Annotated in this window: 20 protein-coding genes; 12 read left to right on the top strand and 8 right to left on the bottom strand. The window is 43.5% G+C overall.

Annotated features, from left to right (window positions below):
• The first annotated feature begins 4 nt into the window (after positions 1-4).
• The 6 genes from GQF63_RS14100 (at position 5) to GQF63_RS14075 (ending at position 7,030) form a co-directional block, all read left to right on the top strand.
• Positions 5-877, top strand: coding sequence for a 1,4-dihydroxy-6-naphtoate synthase (locus tag GQF63_RS14100; protein WP_160369887.1), 873 nt, complete (start codon positions 5-7; stop codon positions 875-877).
• Positions 878-1,006: 129 nt separating this feature from the next.
• On the top strand, positions 1,007-4,306 hold the full coding sequence (gene secA, locus GQF63_RS14095; protein WP_160369886.1) for a preprotein translocase subunit SecA: 3,300 nt from the start codon (positions 1,007-1,009) through the stop codon (positions 4,304-4,306).
• Between the two features lie 6 nt (positions 4,307-4,312).
• Positions 4,313-4,768, top strand: coding sequence for an SPOR domain-containing protein (locus GQF63_RS14090; RefSeq protein ID WP_160369885.1), 456 nt, complete (start codon positions 4,313-4,315; stop codon positions 4,766-4,768).
• An 11-nt stretch (positions 4,769-4,779) separates the two neighbouring features.
• Positions 4,780-5,970, top strand: a complete 1,191-nt coding sequence (locus GQF63_RS14085) for a M20 metallopeptidase family protein (protein WP_160369884.1) — start codon at positions 4,780-4,782, stop codon at positions 5,968-5,970.
• A gap of 2 nt (positions 5,971-5,972) precedes the next feature.
• Positions 5,973-6,545, top strand: a complete 573-nt coding sequence (locus tag GQF63_RS14080) for a hypothetical protein (RefSeq protein ID WP_160369883.1) — start codon at positions 5,973-5,975, stop codon at positions 6,543-6,545.
• Positions 6,542-7,030, top strand: coding sequence for a GNAT family N-acetyltransferase (locus tag GQF63_RS14075; RefSeq protein WP_160369882.1), 489 nt, complete (start codon positions 6,542-6,544; stop codon positions 7,028-7,030). Before GQF63_RS14080 ends, GQF63_RS14075 begins: the two co-directional genes overlap by 4 nt.
• Here the strand turns inward: GQF63_RS14075 and GQF63_RS14070 are convergent.
• Complete coding sequence (locus GQF63_RS14070; protein WP_160369881.1) at positions 7,019-8,332, bottom strand: M28 family metallopeptidase; 1,314 nt, start codon at positions 8,330-8,332, stop codon at positions 7,019-7,021. The genes GQF63_RS14075 and GQF63_RS14070 overlap by 12 nt on opposite strands.
• A 92-nt stretch (positions 8,333-8,424) precedes the next feature.
• Between GQF63_RS14070 and GQF63_RS14065 the strand changes: the two genes are divergently transcribed.
• From GQF63_RS14065 to GQF63_RS14050, 4 genes are all read left to right on the top strand, one after another.
• Complete coding sequence (locus GQF63_RS14065; RefSeq protein ID WP_160369880.1) at positions 8,425-8,739, top strand: rhodanese-like domain-containing protein; 315 nt, start codon at positions 8,425-8,427, stop codon at positions 8,737-8,739.
• A gap of 209 nt (positions 8,740-8,948) precedes the next feature.
• Positions 8,949-10,373, top strand: coding sequence for a Glu/Leu/Phe/Val family dehydrogenase (locus tag GQF63_RS14060; RefSeq protein WP_160369879.1), 1,425 nt, complete (start codon positions 8,949-8,951; stop codon positions 10,371-10,373).
• A 37-nt stretch (positions 10,374-10,410) separates the two neighbouring features.
• A complete protein-coding gene (locus GQF63_RS14055; RefSeq protein ID WP_160369878.1) occupies positions 10,411-10,716 on the top strand; it encodes a hypothetical protein in 306 nt (101 codons plus the stop codon).
• Complete coding sequence (locus GQF63_RS14050; protein WP_160369877.1) at positions 10,713-10,952, top strand: DUF6358 family protein; 240 nt, start codon at positions 10,713-10,715, stop codon at positions 10,950-10,952. Before GQF63_RS14055 ends, GQF63_RS14050 begins: the two co-directional genes overlap by 4 nt.
• Before the next feature lie 27 nt (positions 10,953-10,979).
• On the opposite strand, the gene gcvT is transcribed toward GQF63_RS14050, so the two are convergent.
• The 5 genes from gcvT to GQF63_RS14025 all read right to left on the bottom strand — a co-directional run bounded on the left by gcvT (position 10,980) and on the right by GQF63_RS14025 (position 14,446).
• On the bottom strand, positions 10,980-12,059 hold the full coding sequence (gene gcvT, locus GQF63_RS14045; protein WP_160369876.1) for a glycine cleavage system aminomethyltransferase GcvT: 1,080 nt from the start codon (positions 12,057-12,059) through the stop codon (positions 10,980-10,982).
• Positions 12,060-12,153: 94 nt separating this feature from the next.
• Positions 12,154-12,852 (bottom strand): pseudouridine synthase, encoded by a 699-nt coding sequence (locus GQF63_RS14040; RefSeq protein WP_160369875.1) that lies wholly within the window; start codon positions 12,850-12,852, stop codon positions 12,154-12,156.
• A gap of 2 nt (positions 12,853-12,854) precedes the next feature.
• Positions 12,855-13,220, bottom strand: coding sequence for a hypothetical protein (locus GQF63_RS14035; protein WP_160369874.1), 366 nt, complete (start codon positions 13,218-13,220; stop codon positions 12,855-12,857).
• A 24-nt stretch (positions 13,221-13,244) separates the two neighbouring features.
• On the bottom strand, positions 13,245-13,724 hold the full coding sequence (locus GQF63_RS14030) for a DUF4112 domain-containing protein (RefSeq protein ID WP_160369873.1): 480 nt from the start codon (positions 13,722-13,724) through the stop codon (positions 13,245-13,247).
• Positions 13,725-13,726: 2 nt separating this feature from the next.
• Positions 13,727-14,446, bottom strand: coding sequence for an SIMPL domain-containing protein (locus tag GQF63_RS14025; protein WP_246163540.1), 720 nt, complete (start codon positions 14,444-14,446; stop codon positions 13,727-13,729).
• Between the two features lie 153 nt (positions 14,447-14,599).
• On the opposite strand from GQF63_RS14025, the gene GQF63_RS14020 reads away from it, so the two are divergent.
• A complete protein-coding gene (locus tag GQF63_RS14020; protein WP_149524232.1) occupies positions 14,600-14,791 on the top strand; it encodes a cold-shock protein in 192 nt (63 codons plus the stop codon).
• Between the two features lie 75 nt (positions 14,792-14,866).
• Here GQF63_RS14020 and recO read toward each other — a convergent pair whose 3' ends face one another.
• The gene (gene recO, locus GQF63_RS14015; RefSeq protein ID WP_160369872.1) at positions 14,867-15,583 is read right to left on the bottom strand and encodes a DNA repair protein RecO; all 717 of its coding nucleotides are present in this window, start codon (positions 15,581-15,583) and stop codon (positions 14,867-14,869) included.
• Between the two features lie 2 nt (positions 15,584-15,585).
• Positions 15,586-15,810, bottom strand: coding sequence for a hypothetical protein (locus GQF63_RS14010; RefSeq protein WP_160369871.1), 225 nt, complete (start codon positions 15,808-15,810; stop codon positions 15,586-15,588).
• A gap of 208 nt (positions 15,811-16,018) precedes the next feature.
• On the opposite strand from GQF63_RS14010, the gene rpmB reads away from it, so the two are divergent.
• A complete protein-coding gene (rpmB, locus tag GQF63_RS14005; RefSeq protein WP_093100019.1) occupies positions 16,019-16,252 on the top strand; it encodes a 50S ribosomal protein L28 in 234 nt (77 codons plus the stop codon).
• Positions 16,253-16,262 lie beyond the last annotated feature (10 nt).

Raw genomic sequence — 16,262 nt, 5'->3', positions numbered from 1 at the left:
GACTATGGAAGAGTTGACTCTGGGCTTTTCGCCCTGCCCCAATGATACGTTTATTTTTGACGCGCTGATTCATGATAAAATCGACACGGAAGGTTTACGGTTTCACGTGGAATATCATGACGTAGAGACCCTGAATGAGAAGGCTTTTCGCGGCGATTTAGACATTACAAAGCTGAGTTATCATGCCTTTGCTTATGCCGTAGAAGACTATGAGCTGCTGGATGCGGGCTCGGCCTTAGGCTTTGGTGTGGGGCCGCTGCTTATTTGCAAAGATGCTGATTTGGCCGCAGCCTTGGCAGGCTATGCCGGCAAGGAGCTGCCGAAGGAGTTCCAAAACCTACGTATAGGCATTCCGGGAAAATATACCACCGCCAACTTCTTGTTGGGTCTGGCTTTTCCCCAATTAACCAACAAGCAGGAGCTGCTGTTTTCTGATATTGAGCAGGCTTTAAAGGACGAGCAGATCGATATCGGGTTAATAATTCATGAAAACAGGTTTACCTATATGGATCGGGGTTTTCATAAAATTGCGGATTTAGGCGATTACTGGGAACAGACAACCGAGGCACCGATTCCCTTGGGGGGCATTGTAATCAAGCGTTCTTTGCCACAGGAAACCAAAGAAAAGGTGAACCGCTTGCTGAAAGCATCGGTGGCTTATGCTTTCGCCCATCCGAAATCAGGCTTAGCCTATATTCGTTCGCATGCACAGGAAATGGCCGAAGAAGTGATGTATAAACACATTGAATTATACGTGAATGCCTATTCTGAAGACCTGGGTGCCGTGGGTAAAAATGCGGTAAATACCCTGTTTGAAAAGGCCAGGAGCTTAAATCTAACTCCTGCAACGGAGAAAAATATATTTTTAGTAAAATAATTGATAAAAAAGGATAGGGAAAGTGTTAGTTATCATCTGTATTAACTAAATTTGCCCGGTTAATGTCAAAATGTCTGCTAATAGGGTTTGGAGTCATATTTGTACATGCCAATACAGAAATAGAGAATTATGTTAAAATTTTTAAGCAAATTATTCGGCAGTAAGTCTGAAAGAGATATTAAAGGGGTTATGCCTCTTGTAAATAAGATTAAGGAAGAATACGAAAAACTGTCGGGCTTAAGCCATGATGAGATACGTGGGAAAACCCTAGATTTTAAAAACCGCATTGCCACCTATCTCGCCGATATAGATAAGGAAATGGCCGATTTAAAACTTCATGCCGAGACAACCGAGGACATGGAGGAAAAAACGGCAACCTACGAGAAAATCGATAAATTAACCAAAGACCGCGACAAGAAATTAGAAGAAGTATTATTGGAAATCCTTCCAGAAGCCTTCGCCGTCGTAAAAGAAACAGCAAGACGTTTTACCGAGAATAAACAAATCGAAGTTACTGCAACTGAGTTCGATAGAGACTTAGCGGTACGTAAGCCGAACGTGGAAATCCAAGGCGATAAAGCCCTTTGGAAGAACTCCTGGTTGGCTGCCGGTACCGAAGTAACCTGGAACATGGTGCATTACGATGTGCAGTTGATCGGTGGTATTGTCCTTCACCAAGGTAAGATTGCAGAGATGTCTACGGGTGAGGGTAAAACCTTGGTAGGAACATTGCCTACTTACTTAAACGCGTTGTCGGGTCAAGGTATCCATATTGTAACGGTGAACGACTATTTAGCACGTCGTGACTCGGAGTGGAATGGTCCTATCTTCGAATTCCACGGATTAAGTGTAGACTGTATTGATAAGCATCAACCTAACTCGGCACAACGCCGTAAGGCTTACCAATCGGATATCGTTTATGGTACGAACAACGAATTTGGTTTCGATTATTTGCGTGATAACATGACAAATAATCCGGAATCTATGGTTCAACGGAAATTGCACTTCGCGATGATCGATGAGGTGGATTCGGTATTGATTGATGATGCGCGTACGCCATTGATCATCTCCGGTCCGATTCCTATGGGCGATCAGCACGAGTTCTACCAGTTGAAACCAAGAATCGAGCGTTTGGTAAATGCACAGAAAGCCTATATCAACACGGTATTGAACCAAGCGAAGAAAGCCATTGCCGAAGGCGATACAGACGTAGAAAAAGGCGGATTGGCTTTATTCCGTGCTTACCGTGGTTTGCCGAAAAACAAGGCTTTAATTAAGTTCTTAAGTGAAAGCAATCACCGTCAGGTTTTACAGAAAGTAGAAAACTACTATATGCAAGAGCAGAACCGTCATATGCCGAAGGCAGATGCGGAGTTGTTCTTCGTGATCGATGAGAAAAACAATCAGGTAGAACTTACCGAAAAAGGGATTGAGTTGATTACAGCAACCGGAGAGGATCCGAGCTTCTTCATCTTACCGGACGTAGGTACCGAGATTGCAGAAATCGAGAAATTAGATATTGCTGTTGAAGAGAAAGCACAGCGTAAAGAAGAGTTGATGCGCGATTATTCTGTAAAAGCAGAACGTATTCACTCCATCAACCAGTTATTAAAAGCATATACCCTATTCGAGCGCGATGATCAGTACATCGTCGATGAGGATAAGGTGAAAATCGTTGATGAGCAAACCGGTCGTATTATGGATGGCCGTCGTTACTCGGATGGTTTACACCAGGCGATTGAAGCGAAAGAAAATGTAAAAGTAGAGGATGCGACACAAACTTACGCAACCATTACCTTACAGAACTACTTCCGTATGTACCATAAACTATCGGGGATGACCGGTACGGCTTCTACAGAGGCTGGTGAGTTATGGGAAATCTACAAATTGGATGTGGTTGAAATTCCAACAAACCGTGTGATTCAACGTGACGACCGTCAAGATTACATCTACCGTACGGCACGTGAGAAATACAATGCTGTAGCACAAGAGATTCAGAAATTGACCGAAGAAGGCCGTCCGGTATTGGTGGGTACTACTTCCGTAGAGATTTCAGAATTATTAAGCCGTATGTTGAAATTACGTGGCATCAAACACAACGTGTTGAACGCGAAATTGCACCAGAAAGAGGCTGATATTGTTGCCGAGGCAGGTCGTCCGAGCCAAGTGACTATCGCTACGAACATGGCGGGTCGTGGTACGGATATTAAATTAGCCGAGGAAGTTATCAATGCGGGTGGTTTAGCGATCATCGGTACAGAGCGTCACGAATCTCGTCGTGTTGACCGTCAGTTACGTGGTCGTGCGGGACGTCAGGGTGACCCGGGTTCTTCGCAGTTCTTTGTGTCTTTGGAAGATCCGTTGATGCGTTTATTTGCTTCCGAGCGTATTTCTAACCTGATGGTGAAGATGGGTGTGGAAGAAGGCGAAGTGATGCAACATAGCATGTTGACCAAATCTATCGAGCGTGCGCAACGTAAAGTAGAGGAAAACAACTTCGGTATCCGTAAGCGTTTATTGGAGTATGACGACGTGATGAACTCGCAGCGTAATGTAATTTACAGCAAACGTAAGAATGCCTTATTCGGCGAGCGTTTAGATGTGGATTTGAACAACACCATTTATGACGTGGTAGAGGACATCGTGTTGCAAGCGAAAGAAGATAACAACTTTGATGAGTTCCAAATTGAAGTAATCCGCGTATTTGCTGTAAACCCTGAAATTTCGCAAGAGGATTTCAGCAGCACCGGGGGTAACGAATTGGCGGAACGCTTATTTACGCAAGTTATCGATCATTACCACCAAAAGGCAGAGCATGTGGCTTCGCAGACCTTACCTGTGTTGACCAATGTGATGGCCGAGCGTGGTGGCATGATAGAAAATATTATTATTCCGTTTAGCGATGGTATTCGTGGCATTCAAGTTGCTACAAACTTGAAGAAAGCAGTAGATAGCAACGGTAAGGATGTGTTCCGTTCCTTCGAGAAAGGCATTGTATTGGCCTTGATTGATGAAGCATGGAAAGAGCACCTTCGTGAAATGGATGATTTGAAACAATCGGTGCAAAATGCTGTTTATGAACAGAAGGACCCGATCATTATTTATAAAATGGAGGCTTACAACTTGTTTAAGACGATGTTGGCATCCATGAATAAAGAGATTGTTAGTTTCTTGTTTAAAGGGGAAATCCCGGGACAACAACAGCAGCCACAGAACATTCAGGCTGCCCGTCCGGAGGCACCAAAAGTTAAAACAACAGAAACTAAAGAGGAATTGAGTTCGCCAACAGGAGTGAGTGAAGAAGATTTGAATACCCAAGAGCCTCAGGTTACCCAGCCTATCCGCAAGGAGCAAGAAGTGGGCAGAAATGATGAGTGCCCTTGTGGGTCAGGTCTTAAATACAAGAACTGTCACGGAAAACAAGGTTAATAAAAGATGATAAAAAAAGGATTTATTGTAGGTTGCTTCTTATTGATGCTGGGGCAATTTGCCCAGGCGCAAGAAGGCAAGGTGGTTGTCGTTAAAGACTCATTAATTGGACTTTTACAGGAATACCGAGCATACTATGCAATAAATCCTTCTTCTGTTAAAACCCCGATTACCTTAGAACCGAAGAAAATTGACAAGCGCTATGCCAAGCGTGTCAAAGTTCGGGGCTTTCGGGTACAGATATATTCAGGCACCAGCCGTACCGAGGCAACCAATGTGCAAAATAATTTCTTACGCCAGAATAGTGATATGGGCGCCTATTTGGATTACGTAGAACCCAATTATCGTGTGAAAGTGGGCGACTTTACGAGTCGTTCGGAAGCTACGGCCTACATGCGCGAACTGCGCGGCAATTACAGAAATGTGTTTGTATTCGTGGAAGACGTCTGGGTGTGGCAATAGCGTAAGAAAGCATGTCCACAATTAAAGAGAAGATCCAAGATCTGGCGGCGGTATACTTTCAGGATACCGTAAATAATAGAAGACACCTCCATCAAAACCCGGAGCTGTCTTTTGCCGAATATAATACCTCGGCTTTTGTTCAACAACAACTTACTGATTTAGGTATCCCCTTTCAACAGATGGCCGATACAGGCCTTGTGGCAGAAATAAAGGGCGATTTGCCGTCGGCAAAAACCTTGGCCTTACGTGCCGATATGGATGCTTTGCCCATTACGGAGGTGGAAGGCCGATCATACGGCTCGAAAAACCCGGGGGTGATGCACGCCTGTGGGCATGATGTGCATACCGCGTCTTTAATTGGGGTGGCTAAGATTTTGAACGCCCTCAAATCGGAACTGGCAGGTACCGTGCGGTTGATTTTTCAACCCGGAGAAGAACGTCTGCCGGGTGGCGCATCGCTGATGATAAAAGAAGGGGCTTTAAAGAACCCCGAGCCGGTGGGTATTATCGGTCAGCATGTGATGCCTTTTCTAGAAACTGGAACCGTAGGTTTCCGTTCAGGCAAGTATATGGCCTCTTGTGATGAATTGTTTATGACGATTCGCGGGAAAGGTGGCCATGGCGCACATCCCCATCAAAATATTGATCCTATTGCCATTGCGGCACAAATAATAACGGCCCTGCAACAGATTGTGTCGCGTTCCGCCGACCCTCGTATTCCTACGGTACTCTCCTGGGGGAAAATTATAGGGAATGGCGCTACGAACATTATTCCGGAAGAGGTGTACATGGAGGGGACCTTCCGCACCTTTGATGAGCAGTGGCGCGCAGAAGCCCATAGCAAGATGCTGAAGCTGGCCGAAGGCATTGCCGAAAGTATGGGGGCGAGCTGCGATTTTGAAGTGCGCAAAGGCTATCCATACCTCATTAATGAGCCAGAACTTACGGCTGCCGCGCGTGGTTATGCCGAGGAGTATTTGGGCAAGGAGAATGTACTTGACCTGGATTTATGGCCTGCAGCTGAAGATTTCTCGTATTATTCGCAAGAGATTGCGGCTTGTTTTTACCGCTTAGGTACGGGCAATAAGGCAAAGGGTATTCAATCGGCCGTACATACGCCAACCTTTGATATTGATGAAGCGGCTTTACAGCTCAGTATTGGTTTAATGGCCTATTCTGCGATTCGGTATTTAGGCGCTTAGTTATGTCTTCCCATCATATTATTCGCGAGAATCAAGAACCGGCACTCTTTGTAGCCGATCCGCATGTATTAGCTGATTTTTACATGGGGCAACTGCTGGAATGGAGCCCTACCCTATTGACGCTATCCAGCCATTATGAAACCTTGTTATCCAGAGGGATTAAGGTGGATGTGGTTTTATTGGATCAGCAGCTTGCTGTGGAACCCGAAGAACATTTGGTTTTATTGCCGATGGATGCAGGGATATACCCGAGCTTATTCGGCTATTTACAAGAAAAGGGCAATACGGCAGTGAATATCCTGTGCGAGACTCCTCGTTTGGCTGATTTTCGACCCTGGATCCCCGACTTTACCATTTCCTGCATTAGCCGGGACTTTAAATATATTTTCCTGAAAAGCTATGAGAAATGGTTGCCCGCGGGCCTCATATTGCATGTTCCGGAGGCAGATGAAATGCTGTTAAGCCTGTTTAGTAATGTGAAGTTGCTGCAGGAGGGCTATGTGGAGGTGCTACAGGATGGTTTTGTACGCTTGGAAGAGCAAGCGGACTATTTGATAATTGGAGAAGCCTTATGATAACGATTCGCCCAGCCTTGGCGGCAGATGCTGCTTTGATTCAACAATTGGCACATGCCACCTGGTATCCCACCTATGCATCGGTGTTGAGCCAAGAGCAGATTGACTTTATGTTGGCCCAAAGCTATACGGTTGAAGCCTTGCAACAAGCCATGAAGGACGGAGTGTGCTTTTACCTGATTGTCGAGGAGGCCACTGCGCTTGGTTTTATGGCCTTAAGTAAGCATCCGACAAGGCTTCGTATAGACAAACTTTATGTGTTGCCAGAGACGCAGGGAAAGGGCTTAGGAAGAAAGTTGATTGATTTTGCGGCCAGCGAGGCTTTGAGGCAGGGCTTGACGCTTTTGGAGTTGAACGTAAACCGATATAACCAGGCTTATCATTTCTACCTAAAGCAAGGGTTTAAGGTAGTAGAGTCTGTAGACATCCCCTACTACCAATTTGTGCTGAATGATTACATTATGCAGAAAACCTTAATCGCGTAGTTTTTCTACTCGTGTTGGGGTTTGTGTTCCATTAATAAGGCCGATTGCCCCTCTGGCAATGGCTTCTATACTCGATTTAATATTCTGAATATCCAAGGTGCTCACCTCGTCTTTTACGGTGTGGTAATAGCTGTCTTTATCGATTTGTGAAGTCGAGAAGGTATGCGCCGGTACGCCCAGCGCTGCTAATACGGCATTATCACTGCGGTAAAAGAGGTTTTGCGTTTTATAGGGATCTGCGTGGAAGGTAAATGCCGAGCCGGCCAGGTTCTCTTGCATCAGTTTGCCCAGGTTGGAGGCATCATAACCCGTAATGTATAGGGAATTGGGGCCGAATTTAGAATCTTTACCGATCATTTCGATATTGATCATGGCGGCTACCTTCTCCGGGTCAATATTGTTGGAGAAGTATTTTGAACCGAACATACCGATTTCTTCAGCGGTGAATGTAACGAAAATCAAGGTGCGTTCATTGCTCTGCAGGCCTTGGTAATAGCGGGCCAACTCGATCATTGCGGTGGTTCCGGAGGCATCATCGTCAGCGCCATTGGCGATGGAATCTTGGCCTACGGCCGGAAGAATGCCAATATGATCGTAATGCGAAGAGAAGATAACGTATTCATCGGCTTTCGATTTGCCCGGGATAATGCCCGCTACGTTGAACATCGGCAAACTGCTGGTTTCCTTTTGCAGGCGGATGCTATAGCTTGGCGCGAAGCTGTCGGCCACGACAAATACTTTGCTAGGGCCGCTAGGCAGGCCTTGTTCACTGGTTGTAATCTGATCGCGGCTGTATATTTTTTTGAAGCGAGCCAGGAAGGCAGCATGTTTTTTATCGACTAATACGATGGCATCATCGGGGTTTTGCTGCATGAATTCACGGAACTTTTGCGAAAAATCGTCGCCTGCGGCGATCTGCAGCTTGCTGATTTTGCTGTGTTGATCCCATTGCAGGTTCTGCACGTTGCCCATGATAAGGAATTGATCGTCGGCTAATTTCTTTTTGTTCCACGTGATTTCCTGTAAGCGGGTTTTGGATTGATTGACTTGGAATGTTTGGCGGAAGTTGTCCTCGGCATAAGGTTTTAAGCCGATGTTCTTAAATTCCTGAGCGATAAAGTCGGCGGCCCGTCCAATATCTTCCAAGTTTAAAGCCGAGCGTCCGCGCATTTCATCGGAAGCCAGGGTATTGATAATACGGTTAATATTGTCGGTGCTGCTAATACCTTTATCCGCCTGTTGGGCATATCCAAAGCTTAAGGAACAACCTAACAAGAGGGATAAAACGAGAGACTTTTTCATAGTTTAAATTTTTTTTGAATTTAATAAAATTAATAAACTAATGACAGTTGGAATCGTTTTATTAGCTATATTTGATAAAATAGCAGTACACTATGAAAGAAATTAGCGTTCAAGAATTGAAAGACATGATGGATCACAACATTGAATTCCAACTGATTGATGTGCGTGAGCCTTTTGAATATGAAGTATCCAATTTAAACGGATTAAATATCCCGTTGTCCGGTGTAGTGATCGAGTCGGAGAAAATTTCTAAAGATATTCCTGTCATTGTTCAATGCCGTTCCGGTAAGCGTTCCGCTCAAGCCGTGATGTTATTAGAGCAACAAGGATTTACCAATTTGGCCAACTTACAAGGTGGAATCTTGGCTTGGAAAGAATCTTTTGACCCTGAAATGGTAGTTTATTAATTCAAGATAAAAAAACATTAGCAATAAAAAAGCTCAAGCCTTGCTTGGGCTTTTTTATTTAGGCCTATTTTCTTACTTATCTTTTAAAAAAGAAAACAATATTTTATCATTTGATTAAAAATAGTGTTTTTGTGCCTGCTGCTCTTGGAAATCTCCTAAAAGCCCTACCTTTATATAAATTGTACCATTGTAAACAAATTTTAACATTTATGTCCAGTTCAGACAACAGTACTCACAGTTTCTTTCAGGGCGTTGCTCGTAATTTTGACAAGGCGGCAAAATTTACCAAATTTGCTCCCGGCATTCTTGACCAAATCAAGGCCTGTAACTCCATTCTTCGTGTAAAATTCCCGGTAAAGATTGGGGATGAGGTGGAAGTTATCGAGGCTTATCGCGTGCAACACTCGCACCATAAGCTGCCTTGTAAAGGCGGGATCCGTTTCAGTATGGAAGTAGACCAAGATGAGGTTATGGCCTTGGCTTCTTTGATGACTTATAAATGTGCCATCGTGAATGTGCCTTTTGGGGGCGCCAAGGGTGGAATTAAGATCGATGCGAAGAAGTACAGCGAATATGAATTAGAAAAGATTACACGTCGTTATACGACGGAATTGGTTAAAAAGAACTTTATAGGACCAGGTACGGATGTGCCGGCACCAGATTATGGAACCGGAGCACGGGAGATGAGTTGGATTGTGGATACCTATACAACCTTAAATCCGAATGAGATTAATGCGCAGGCCTGTGTGACAGGAAAGCCGATTTCTCAAGGTGGCGTACGTGGTCGTGCGGAGGCTACCGGTCTTGGGGTATTCTTTGGGGTACGGGAAGCGTGTAAAAACGAAGACGATATGGCTGCATTGGGCCTGTCGGTAGGTATTGCTGGTAAAAAGGTGATTGTACAGGGGCTAGGCAATGTGGGCTACCATGCCGCCCGGTACTTTGAAGAAGAAGGCGCCCTATTGGTGGGGCTTATTGAATATGAAGGCGCTATTTATAATGAGAATGGCTTGGATTTAAATGCCGTTGTGGCGCATCGTAAATCTACAGGATCCATCTTGAACTTTCCGGGTGCTACCAATATTGAAGAGTCGGCAAAAGGCTTGGAATATCCTTGTGATATCTTGATTCCGGCCGCATTAGAGTCGGTCATCAATGCATCGAATGCCGATCGTATTCAAGCGCAGATTGTAGGTGAAGCGGCCAACGGACCATTGACACCGGATGCTGATGAGATTTTAAACCGCAAAGGAAAACTGGTGATTCCGGATATTTACCTGAATGCCGGTGGTGTTACGGTTTCTTATTTTGAATGGTTGAAAAACCTGAGCCACGTGCGCTACGGCCGTTTGGAAAAACGCTTCAGCGAGAATATGTATGCTGAAATTCTACATATCATCGAGTCGATGACCAACCAAAAGGTGTCTAAATTGGAGCGTAAGATTATCTTGCGTGGTCCGGATGAAGTCGACTTGGTGTACTCTGGCTTGGAAGATACCATGATCGGTTCTTACCAGGAGATCCATGATATCTGGAAAACCACCGACGGTGTAGAAGACCTACGGACAGCCGCCTTTATTTGTGCCATCAATAAGGTTGGCGAATCCTATAAAGAACTCGGAATCTTCCCATAGTCGTAAAAAGAAATCGGATAATCCTTACCTTTGTGACATGAACAAGGTAATGCAGCAGACTAAACAGGCCTTTCTGTTTAGTCTGGCTTTTTATATCGTAGCGATACTGAGCTTCCTCTTTAAAATGGGCTTTGCCCCTATTCTGCTGAGTATTGCCCTGTTTCTATCCTTGCTATGGTTGGTCTTGGTGCTGTTGGAGATAATGCGCTCTACCCGCATTAGCAATGGCGAACGGATGATGCTGTCGCTGTTCATTATCGTGTTAAACATTATTGGGGGGATAGTTTATTTTTCCTTCCTACGCAAATCTGTAATTGGAGTCTCTGAAACAACGAAAAAATGACGAAGAAATTTATATTGAATGTGGTGCTGAACCTGGGGATTGTGTTTTTGATCTTAAGTGCCGTTGCGGGCTATAACAGTGGTAATATGCTGTTTTTAGGCGTATCAATAGCCTTATTGGTGGTGCTGATTTATTTAAAAGTAGTGCTTTTAAAGCAGGTGAGCCGCGATGTGCAGGCTAAGAAGGCCGCCGAAGCACAGCAAGCATTAAAACAAAAGAAAAGGGCTAAAAAATAGCCCTTTTCCTTTTATATGTTGCTTTCGTTATTTCACGAACGGTGATTTCTTCACGACCGCTTTAATCGGTTGATTACGGATGGAAATAAAGATCTCAGAACCATCTTTCGCATAGGCTGTATCCACATAGCCTAATCCGATAGATTTCTTTAAGGTTGGCGATTGTGTACCAGAAGTAACACGACCTATTTTCTCGCCTTCCGCATTGATGATCTCATAATCATGACGTGGAATACCACGGTCAATCATTTCGAAGCCTACAAGCTTTTGGCTCAATCCTTTTTCTTTCTCTGCTTTCAGGTTCTCGGAGTTTACAAAATCCTTCGTGAATTTAGTAACCCAGCCTAATCCTGCCGCTAGTGGAGAGGTATTATCGTCAATATCATTACCGTATAAACAGAATCCCATTTCTAAACGTAGGGTATCACGAGCGCCAAGGCCAATCGGTTTAATACCATAGGCTTTACCGGCTTCCATAATAGCGTTCCATACTTGTTCTGCATGCTCGTTATCGACATAAATCTCGAAACCTCCAGCACCGGTATATCCTGTTGCTGAAACTAATACGTTTTCTACACCTGCGAATACACCTTTTTGGAAAGAATAATACTCCATAGGGGCCAATTCAATATCAGTTAATCCTTGTAGAGCATCTGCCGCTTTCGGGCCTTGTACCGCAAATAAGGAGGTTTTATCGGAAATATCTTTCATCTCCACACCGAAGGTATTGAACTTGCTGATCCAGTTCCAGTCTTTCTCGATGTTCGATGCATTAACAACCAATAGGTAGGTTGTATCATCGATTTTATAGGTTAGGAAGTCATCAACAATACCGCCTTCTTCATTCGGAAGGTAAGCATATTGTACTTTACCGTCGTACAGCTTAGATGCATCGTTGGAAGAAACTTTCTGAATAAGATCTAAAGCTTTTTCACCTTTTAAAATAAATTCACCCATGTGACTCACGTCGAACATACCTACGCCAGTGCGTACTGTTTCGTGTTCATCGTTGATTCCTGTGTATTGTACGGGCATGTTGAAACCAGCAAAGGGAACCATCTTAGCGCCTAAAGCAACATGTAGATGGGTTAACGCAGTATTTTTCATGTAAAATATGATATGTGTTTTAGTACTACAAAAATAGTCATTTAAACGACAAAAGAGACCTGATTTACTAAATGTTAAGAAATTGAACAAACGATTACACTGCCGTCAGGGGATTGTGCAGCTGTAGGATACCCAAAGCGCGCAGGAACTCCGGTTGCAGGCCCGCCTGAATGTTAACTTGCTTTTGCGTACGTGGATGCGTGAATTGCAGGTTGGAAGCATGCAGCAACAGGGTATCCATAGTGAAGGTTTCTTTCCAGAGCTTATTTTGCTTATTGCAGCCATGGGGTCTGTCGCCGAGGATGGGATGCAGGATATGGGCAAAGTGGCGGCGCAGCTGATGCATGCGTCCGGTTTGCGGATTGGCCTTCACTAAGGAATAACGCGAAGTCGGGAACTTGCCGAAGGGCAGGTCGATTTCGGTATGCTGTAGGGTTTGATAGTGAGTTAAAGCATCTTGTAGGGTGCCATTCTCTTTTTTGAGGGCATAATCTATGCTGCCTTCTTGCGGGGCATAGCCACGTAATACCGCCAGGTAGCTCTTGGCCATCTGGTTGTTGGCGAAAGCTTGCTGAATGGCGGAGTCCATTTCCTTCGTCAAGGAGAATAAAAGAATACCAGCGGTTTTGCGGTCTAAGCGATGCGCCGGATAGACGGTTTTGCCAATCTGATCGCGAAGGAGCTGTAAGGCAAATTCGGAAGTATCAGCAGCAATGGAAGAGCGATGTACCAATAAGCCATGCGGTTTATTGATGGCAATTAGATCATCATCTTCGTAAAGAATTTCCAGCATGCTTATTTCTTCAAAGATTTGATCAACAAATCGGCTTTCTCATCGAGCTTCGAACTGATCCATACCTTCGTAAAGGCCCCTCCTCCTACTGTCACCTTCTCTCCGTTCCAGTTGATTTCACAGAGGGAAAACAAGTAGTAGTTTTTGGTATGCACATAGGTATTGATAAACTCATCGACCACCTGATTGCCAAAGAGCATCATGCCAAATTCTACAGCATCTTTATGCTCGTAATTGAGTTGTTTTTGTAAGATAACCTTGGCCCTTTCGCGCAACTCGTCGTTAATCTTTTCCTTGGAAGGATTGGTGAAAACAGCTGTCAATAAGATCGCAAGGGCTACTAAGGCGAATATGCGGGTTTTGCTCATAGCTACAAAAGTAAGAGAATTCGGTTAGAACATAAGATTAAATAGCCAAATGCTTAAGGCATATAGGCCATAGAGGAGGCCGGTTATCACGATGGCTAGGACGGCAATCATTAAAATGATGATGTTTTTCCCAGAGCCCTGGTGCTTATTTTCATAATAATGTTCTTGGAGGAGTTTGATGTTCTTCTCGTTGGCTTTATTAAAAAAGTCGAAGATATTACCTAGAAAAGGAATCGCTCCAAGGATGGCATCCCAGCTCACATTCCATAGCATTTTTAAAGCTAATTGACCGCTAGCGCCGTTTCTGTACATCACAGTAACCAGAATTAGGGAGATGATGAAGGTGGCAATCTGTCCGGCAAAAGGGATTAGGTTCAAGATGGGGTCTAATCCAAAGCGGAAGTTGCCAATACGAAAACGACTATCCATTAAAACAGATAGTCGTTTTACCCAAATAAAATCTTTATCGATTTCTCCTAATTTAGAGCTGTATCGGTTTTCCATGTTTATTTTAATTCAAACACTGCATCAATGTTGCAGGTCAGTTTAATTGGGCGGATATCGATATCCAGGCCATTGCCAGCAGCCATGTTATCGGATTCTAAGGTCGCTGTTTTCATGGCATAGGCGCGAGGCTGCGGCATAATGTCGTTCCAGTTTAAGCTGCTGTTATCATTAATCATGATGGCTTTGCCCACATTTCCGCCATCTGCGGCTGCTAAGATTTCTGCATTGATGCGTGCATCTTTAACGGCTGCAGTTTTCAATTCCTTCTCAATGGCCTTTTTCTGGGTATGATCGTATCCAGAGATATTGGTGCTTTGTAAGCCTTGAGCATCAACCTCGTCCATCATGGCGTTCAGATTCTTCAAATCGGTAACTTTTAGCCGGTATTGACGAGACTGTAGCAGCTCATTGTTCTTTTTCTTGCGCTCGGTATTGTAGCTGTAGATGTTCTGTATGGTAAAATCTTCCTTCTTCACGCCGTATTTCATAGCGGCATCAAAAAGTTGTTTTTCCAAGGCATCAATGGCTACCTTTTTCTTGCTGTTTCCATCTTGGTAATATTCCTTTAGGGAGATGGAAAGATAGATGATATCTGGAGTTACCTCCCTTTCGGCAAAGCCACGAGTTGCTACTCTTCTTGTGTTGTCCATAGTTGCGTTTTGCGCCTGTGCTGATAGCACCAAGGCAATAAGTGCGATAAGTGATACTAATTTTTTCATAATAACCATTTAATACTTTTGTCCTGACAAATTTCCGTCCAAACTTATATTGCATAGACAAGTTTTTAATGAAATTGTTTAATGATATTATGCTAATATTTAGTTTTTATTTAGAAAATATTTGATACCTTTAAGAAATAATAAATTAATAACATGCAACAAGGAGTAGTAAAATTCTTTAATGAAGCTAAAGGTTTCGGCTTCATAATTCCAAATTCAGGCGAGAGCGAAATTTTCGTTCACGTATCAGGATTAATTGACAAAATTCGTGAGAAAGACGAAGTTTCTTACGAAGTTGAGCAAGGTCGCAAAGGCCTTAACGCGGTAAATGTAAAGCTTATCTAAGAGAATAGATTCAATATATATTTATTGTGTAAAAGCCCATTGTTAACTTACAATGGGCTTTTTGTTTGCTTTATATTAACTAAATATTTCTTCCAGGATATAGAGAGAATTTAACTCTCCAAAGTTCTCGGTATGCAAGCGGTAATAATCCACTAGCTTTTGGAGCAGGTAGCTCCTATCCTCTCGCTTGAGTCTTACGTTGTTACAATCTGAAAAGGATGAATTTGCCAGATCTCGCAGGTAGCTGCTGTAAGGTTCTTGCAGCGTATAAACGTGGGCCGGCAGCTGCTTACTGAAGCGCCCTTCCACTAAGTCGAAGTAGGGATCTTTGCTGATCGCGGGTTTGAATCCTAGGTAATGGCTAAGCTTTAATAAGAAGATCAGGTGGTAATTGGCGAGGCCGTCTTCAGCCTCATCCAACCAGATAATTGCATGCTCTAAAAACTGAAATAAATGCCGGTCCTGAGATTGATGCCGCAGCACCTTATATAAGACCTCATTGAGGAACAACGCGATGGAGCTTTTCACGATATCCAAAGGGATTGTTTTCAATACCGGCGTATGCTGTGCCTCCTTAATACGTTGCAGCGCGTTGTTTTCTTTTTGATAAACAACAAGGTCTAGCAAATGGAAGGGCTGCAGCATATTTACGGAAATCTTGGCCTTCGGCTTTCGCGCCCCATTAATGAGGTAAGATTGCAAACCCAGCTGTTCGGTATAGATCTGCACCACCACACTACTTTCTGAGTAATTGGTTACCTTAAGGGTAATGCCCTTGGTTTGTTGTAACATCGTTAAGGATCCTGCCGCTTATTTCTGTCGTCTAACAAGCTGTTTCTATCGATTTTACGAAATAATCGATACATAATGGAAACCACGCCTATCCCTATGAGCAACACGCCGGCAATCATGAGCAGCTTATAGAGGTTGTTTTGGTTTTCCATTAACGTATAGCCAAAGAAAATACAGATCACACCTGCAATTAATAAGATGATTCCTTGTAATAGATACCTGTTCATTGTGAATTGTTGAAAACTATTCTGTCGCACGGGCAACAAATTCTCCTGCAAAATACAGTATTTTTGCTGACTTCTTCCCTACTCCACGATTATTTTAAAAATAATTCATGTTATAGTATTGTATTTCCGAAAAGAAATATAGATATTTGCACACTCGTTTCTAAAGGAACGTTTTTTTAAATTAAGACAACAATAAAAATCGAATATCATGTCAAGAATTTGTGATTTAACAGGCAAGACGGCATTAAAGGGAAATAACGTATCGCACTCGAACGTTAAAACTAAACGTAAATTCTATCCTAATTTACAGACCAAACGTTTTTACATTCCTGAAGAAGATCGTTGGATTACGTTGAAAGTTTCTACTTCAGCAATCAAAACCATCAACAAAAACGGTATTACAGCAGCAATTGATAAGTTTATCAAAAAAGGTCATATTTAATAGATAGGCG

The sequence above is a fragment of the Sphingobacterium humi genome, from assembly GCF_009768885.1.
GTDB lineage: Bacteria > Bacteroidota > Bacteroidia > Sphingobacteriales > Sphingobacteriaceae > Sphingobacterium > Sphingobacterium humi.
This window is presented reverse-complemented; position numbering and strand designations above follow the sequence as displayed.

What these genes read in the sequence shown, in the direction of transcription:
- GQF63_RS14100 (WP_160369887.1), top strand. Translation starts at nt 5, where the DNA reads ATGGAAGAGTTGACTCTGGGCTTTTCGCCCTGCCCCAATGATACGTTT.
- secA (WP_160369886.1), top strand. Translation starts at nt 1,007, where the DNA reads ATGTTAAAATTTTTAAGCAAATTATTCGGCAGTAAGTCTGAAAGAGAT.
- GQF63_RS14090 (WP_160369885.1), top strand. Translation starts at nt 4,313, where the DNA reads ATGATAAAAAAAGGATTTATTGTAGGTTGCTTCTTATTGATGCTGGGG.
- GQF63_RS14085 (WP_160369884.1), top strand. Translation starts at nt 4,780, where the DNA reads ATGTCCACAATTAAAGAGAAGATCCAAGATCTGGCGGCGGTATACTTT.
- GQF63_RS14080 (WP_160369883.1), top strand. Translation starts at nt 5,973, where the DNA reads ATGTCTTCCCATCATATTATTCGCGAGAATCAAGAACCGGCACTCTTT.
- GQF63_RS14075 (WP_160369882.1), top strand. Translation starts at nt 6,542, where the DNA reads ATGATAACGATTCGCCCAGCCTTGGCGGCAGATGCTGCTTTGATTCAA.
- GQF63_RS14070 (WP_160369881.1), bottom strand. Translation starts at nt 8,332, where the DNA reads ATGAAAAAGTCTCTCGTTTTATCCCTCTTGTTAGGTTGTTCCTTAAGC.
- GQF63_RS14065 (WP_160369880.1), top strand. Translation starts at nt 8,425, where the DNA reads ATGAAAGAAATTAGCGTTCAAGAATTGAAAGACATGATGGATCACAAC.
- GQF63_RS14060 (WP_160369879.1), top strand. Translation starts at nt 8,949, where the DNA reads ATGTCCAGTTCAGACAACAGTACTCACAGTTTCTTTCAGGGCGTTGCT.
- GQF63_RS14055 (WP_160369878.1), top strand. Translation starts at nt 10,411, where the DNA reads ATGAACAAGGTAATGCAGCAGACTAAACAGGCCTTTCTGTTTAGTCTG.
- GQF63_RS14050 (WP_160369877.1), top strand. Translation starts at nt 10,713, where the DNA reads ATGACGAAGAAATTTATATTGAATGTGGTGCTGAACCTGGGGATTGTG.
- gcvT (WP_160369876.1), bottom strand. Translation starts at nt 12,059, where the DNA reads ATGAAAAATACTGCGTTAACCCATCTACATGTTGCTTTAGGCGCTAAG.
- GQF63_RS14040 (WP_160369875.1), bottom strand. Translation starts at nt 12,852, where the DNA reads ATGCTGGAAATTCTTTACGAAGATGATGATCTAATTGCCATCAATAAA.
- GQF63_RS14035 (WP_160369874.1), bottom strand. Translation starts at nt 13,220, where the DNA reads ATGAGCAAAACCCGCATATTCGCCTTAGTAGCCCTTGCGATCTTATTG.
- GQF63_RS14030 (WP_160369873.1), bottom strand. Translation starts at nt 13,724, where the DNA reads ATGGAAAACCGATACAGCTCTAAATTAGGAGAAATCGATAAAGATTTT.
- GQF63_RS14025 (WP_246163540.1), bottom strand. Translation starts at nt 14,446, where the DNA reads ATGAAAAAATTAGTATCACTTATCGCACTTATTGCCTTGGTGCTATCA.
- GQF63_RS14020 (WP_149524232.1), top strand. Translation starts at nt 14,600, where the DNA reads ATGCAACAAGGAGTAGTAAAATTCTTTAATGAAGCTAAAGGTTTCGGC.
- recO (WP_160369872.1), bottom strand. Translation starts at nt 15,583, where the DNA reads ATGTTACAACAAACCAAGGGCATTACCCTTAAGGTAACCAATTACTCA.
- GQF63_RS14010 (WP_160369871.1), bottom strand. Translation starts at nt 15,810, where the DNA reads ATGAACAGGTATCTATTACAAGGAATCATCTTATTAATTGCAGGTGTG.
- rpmB (WP_093100019.1), top strand. Translation starts at nt 16,019, where the DNA reads ATGTCAAGAATTTGTGATTTAACAGGCAAGACGGCATTAAAGGGAAAT.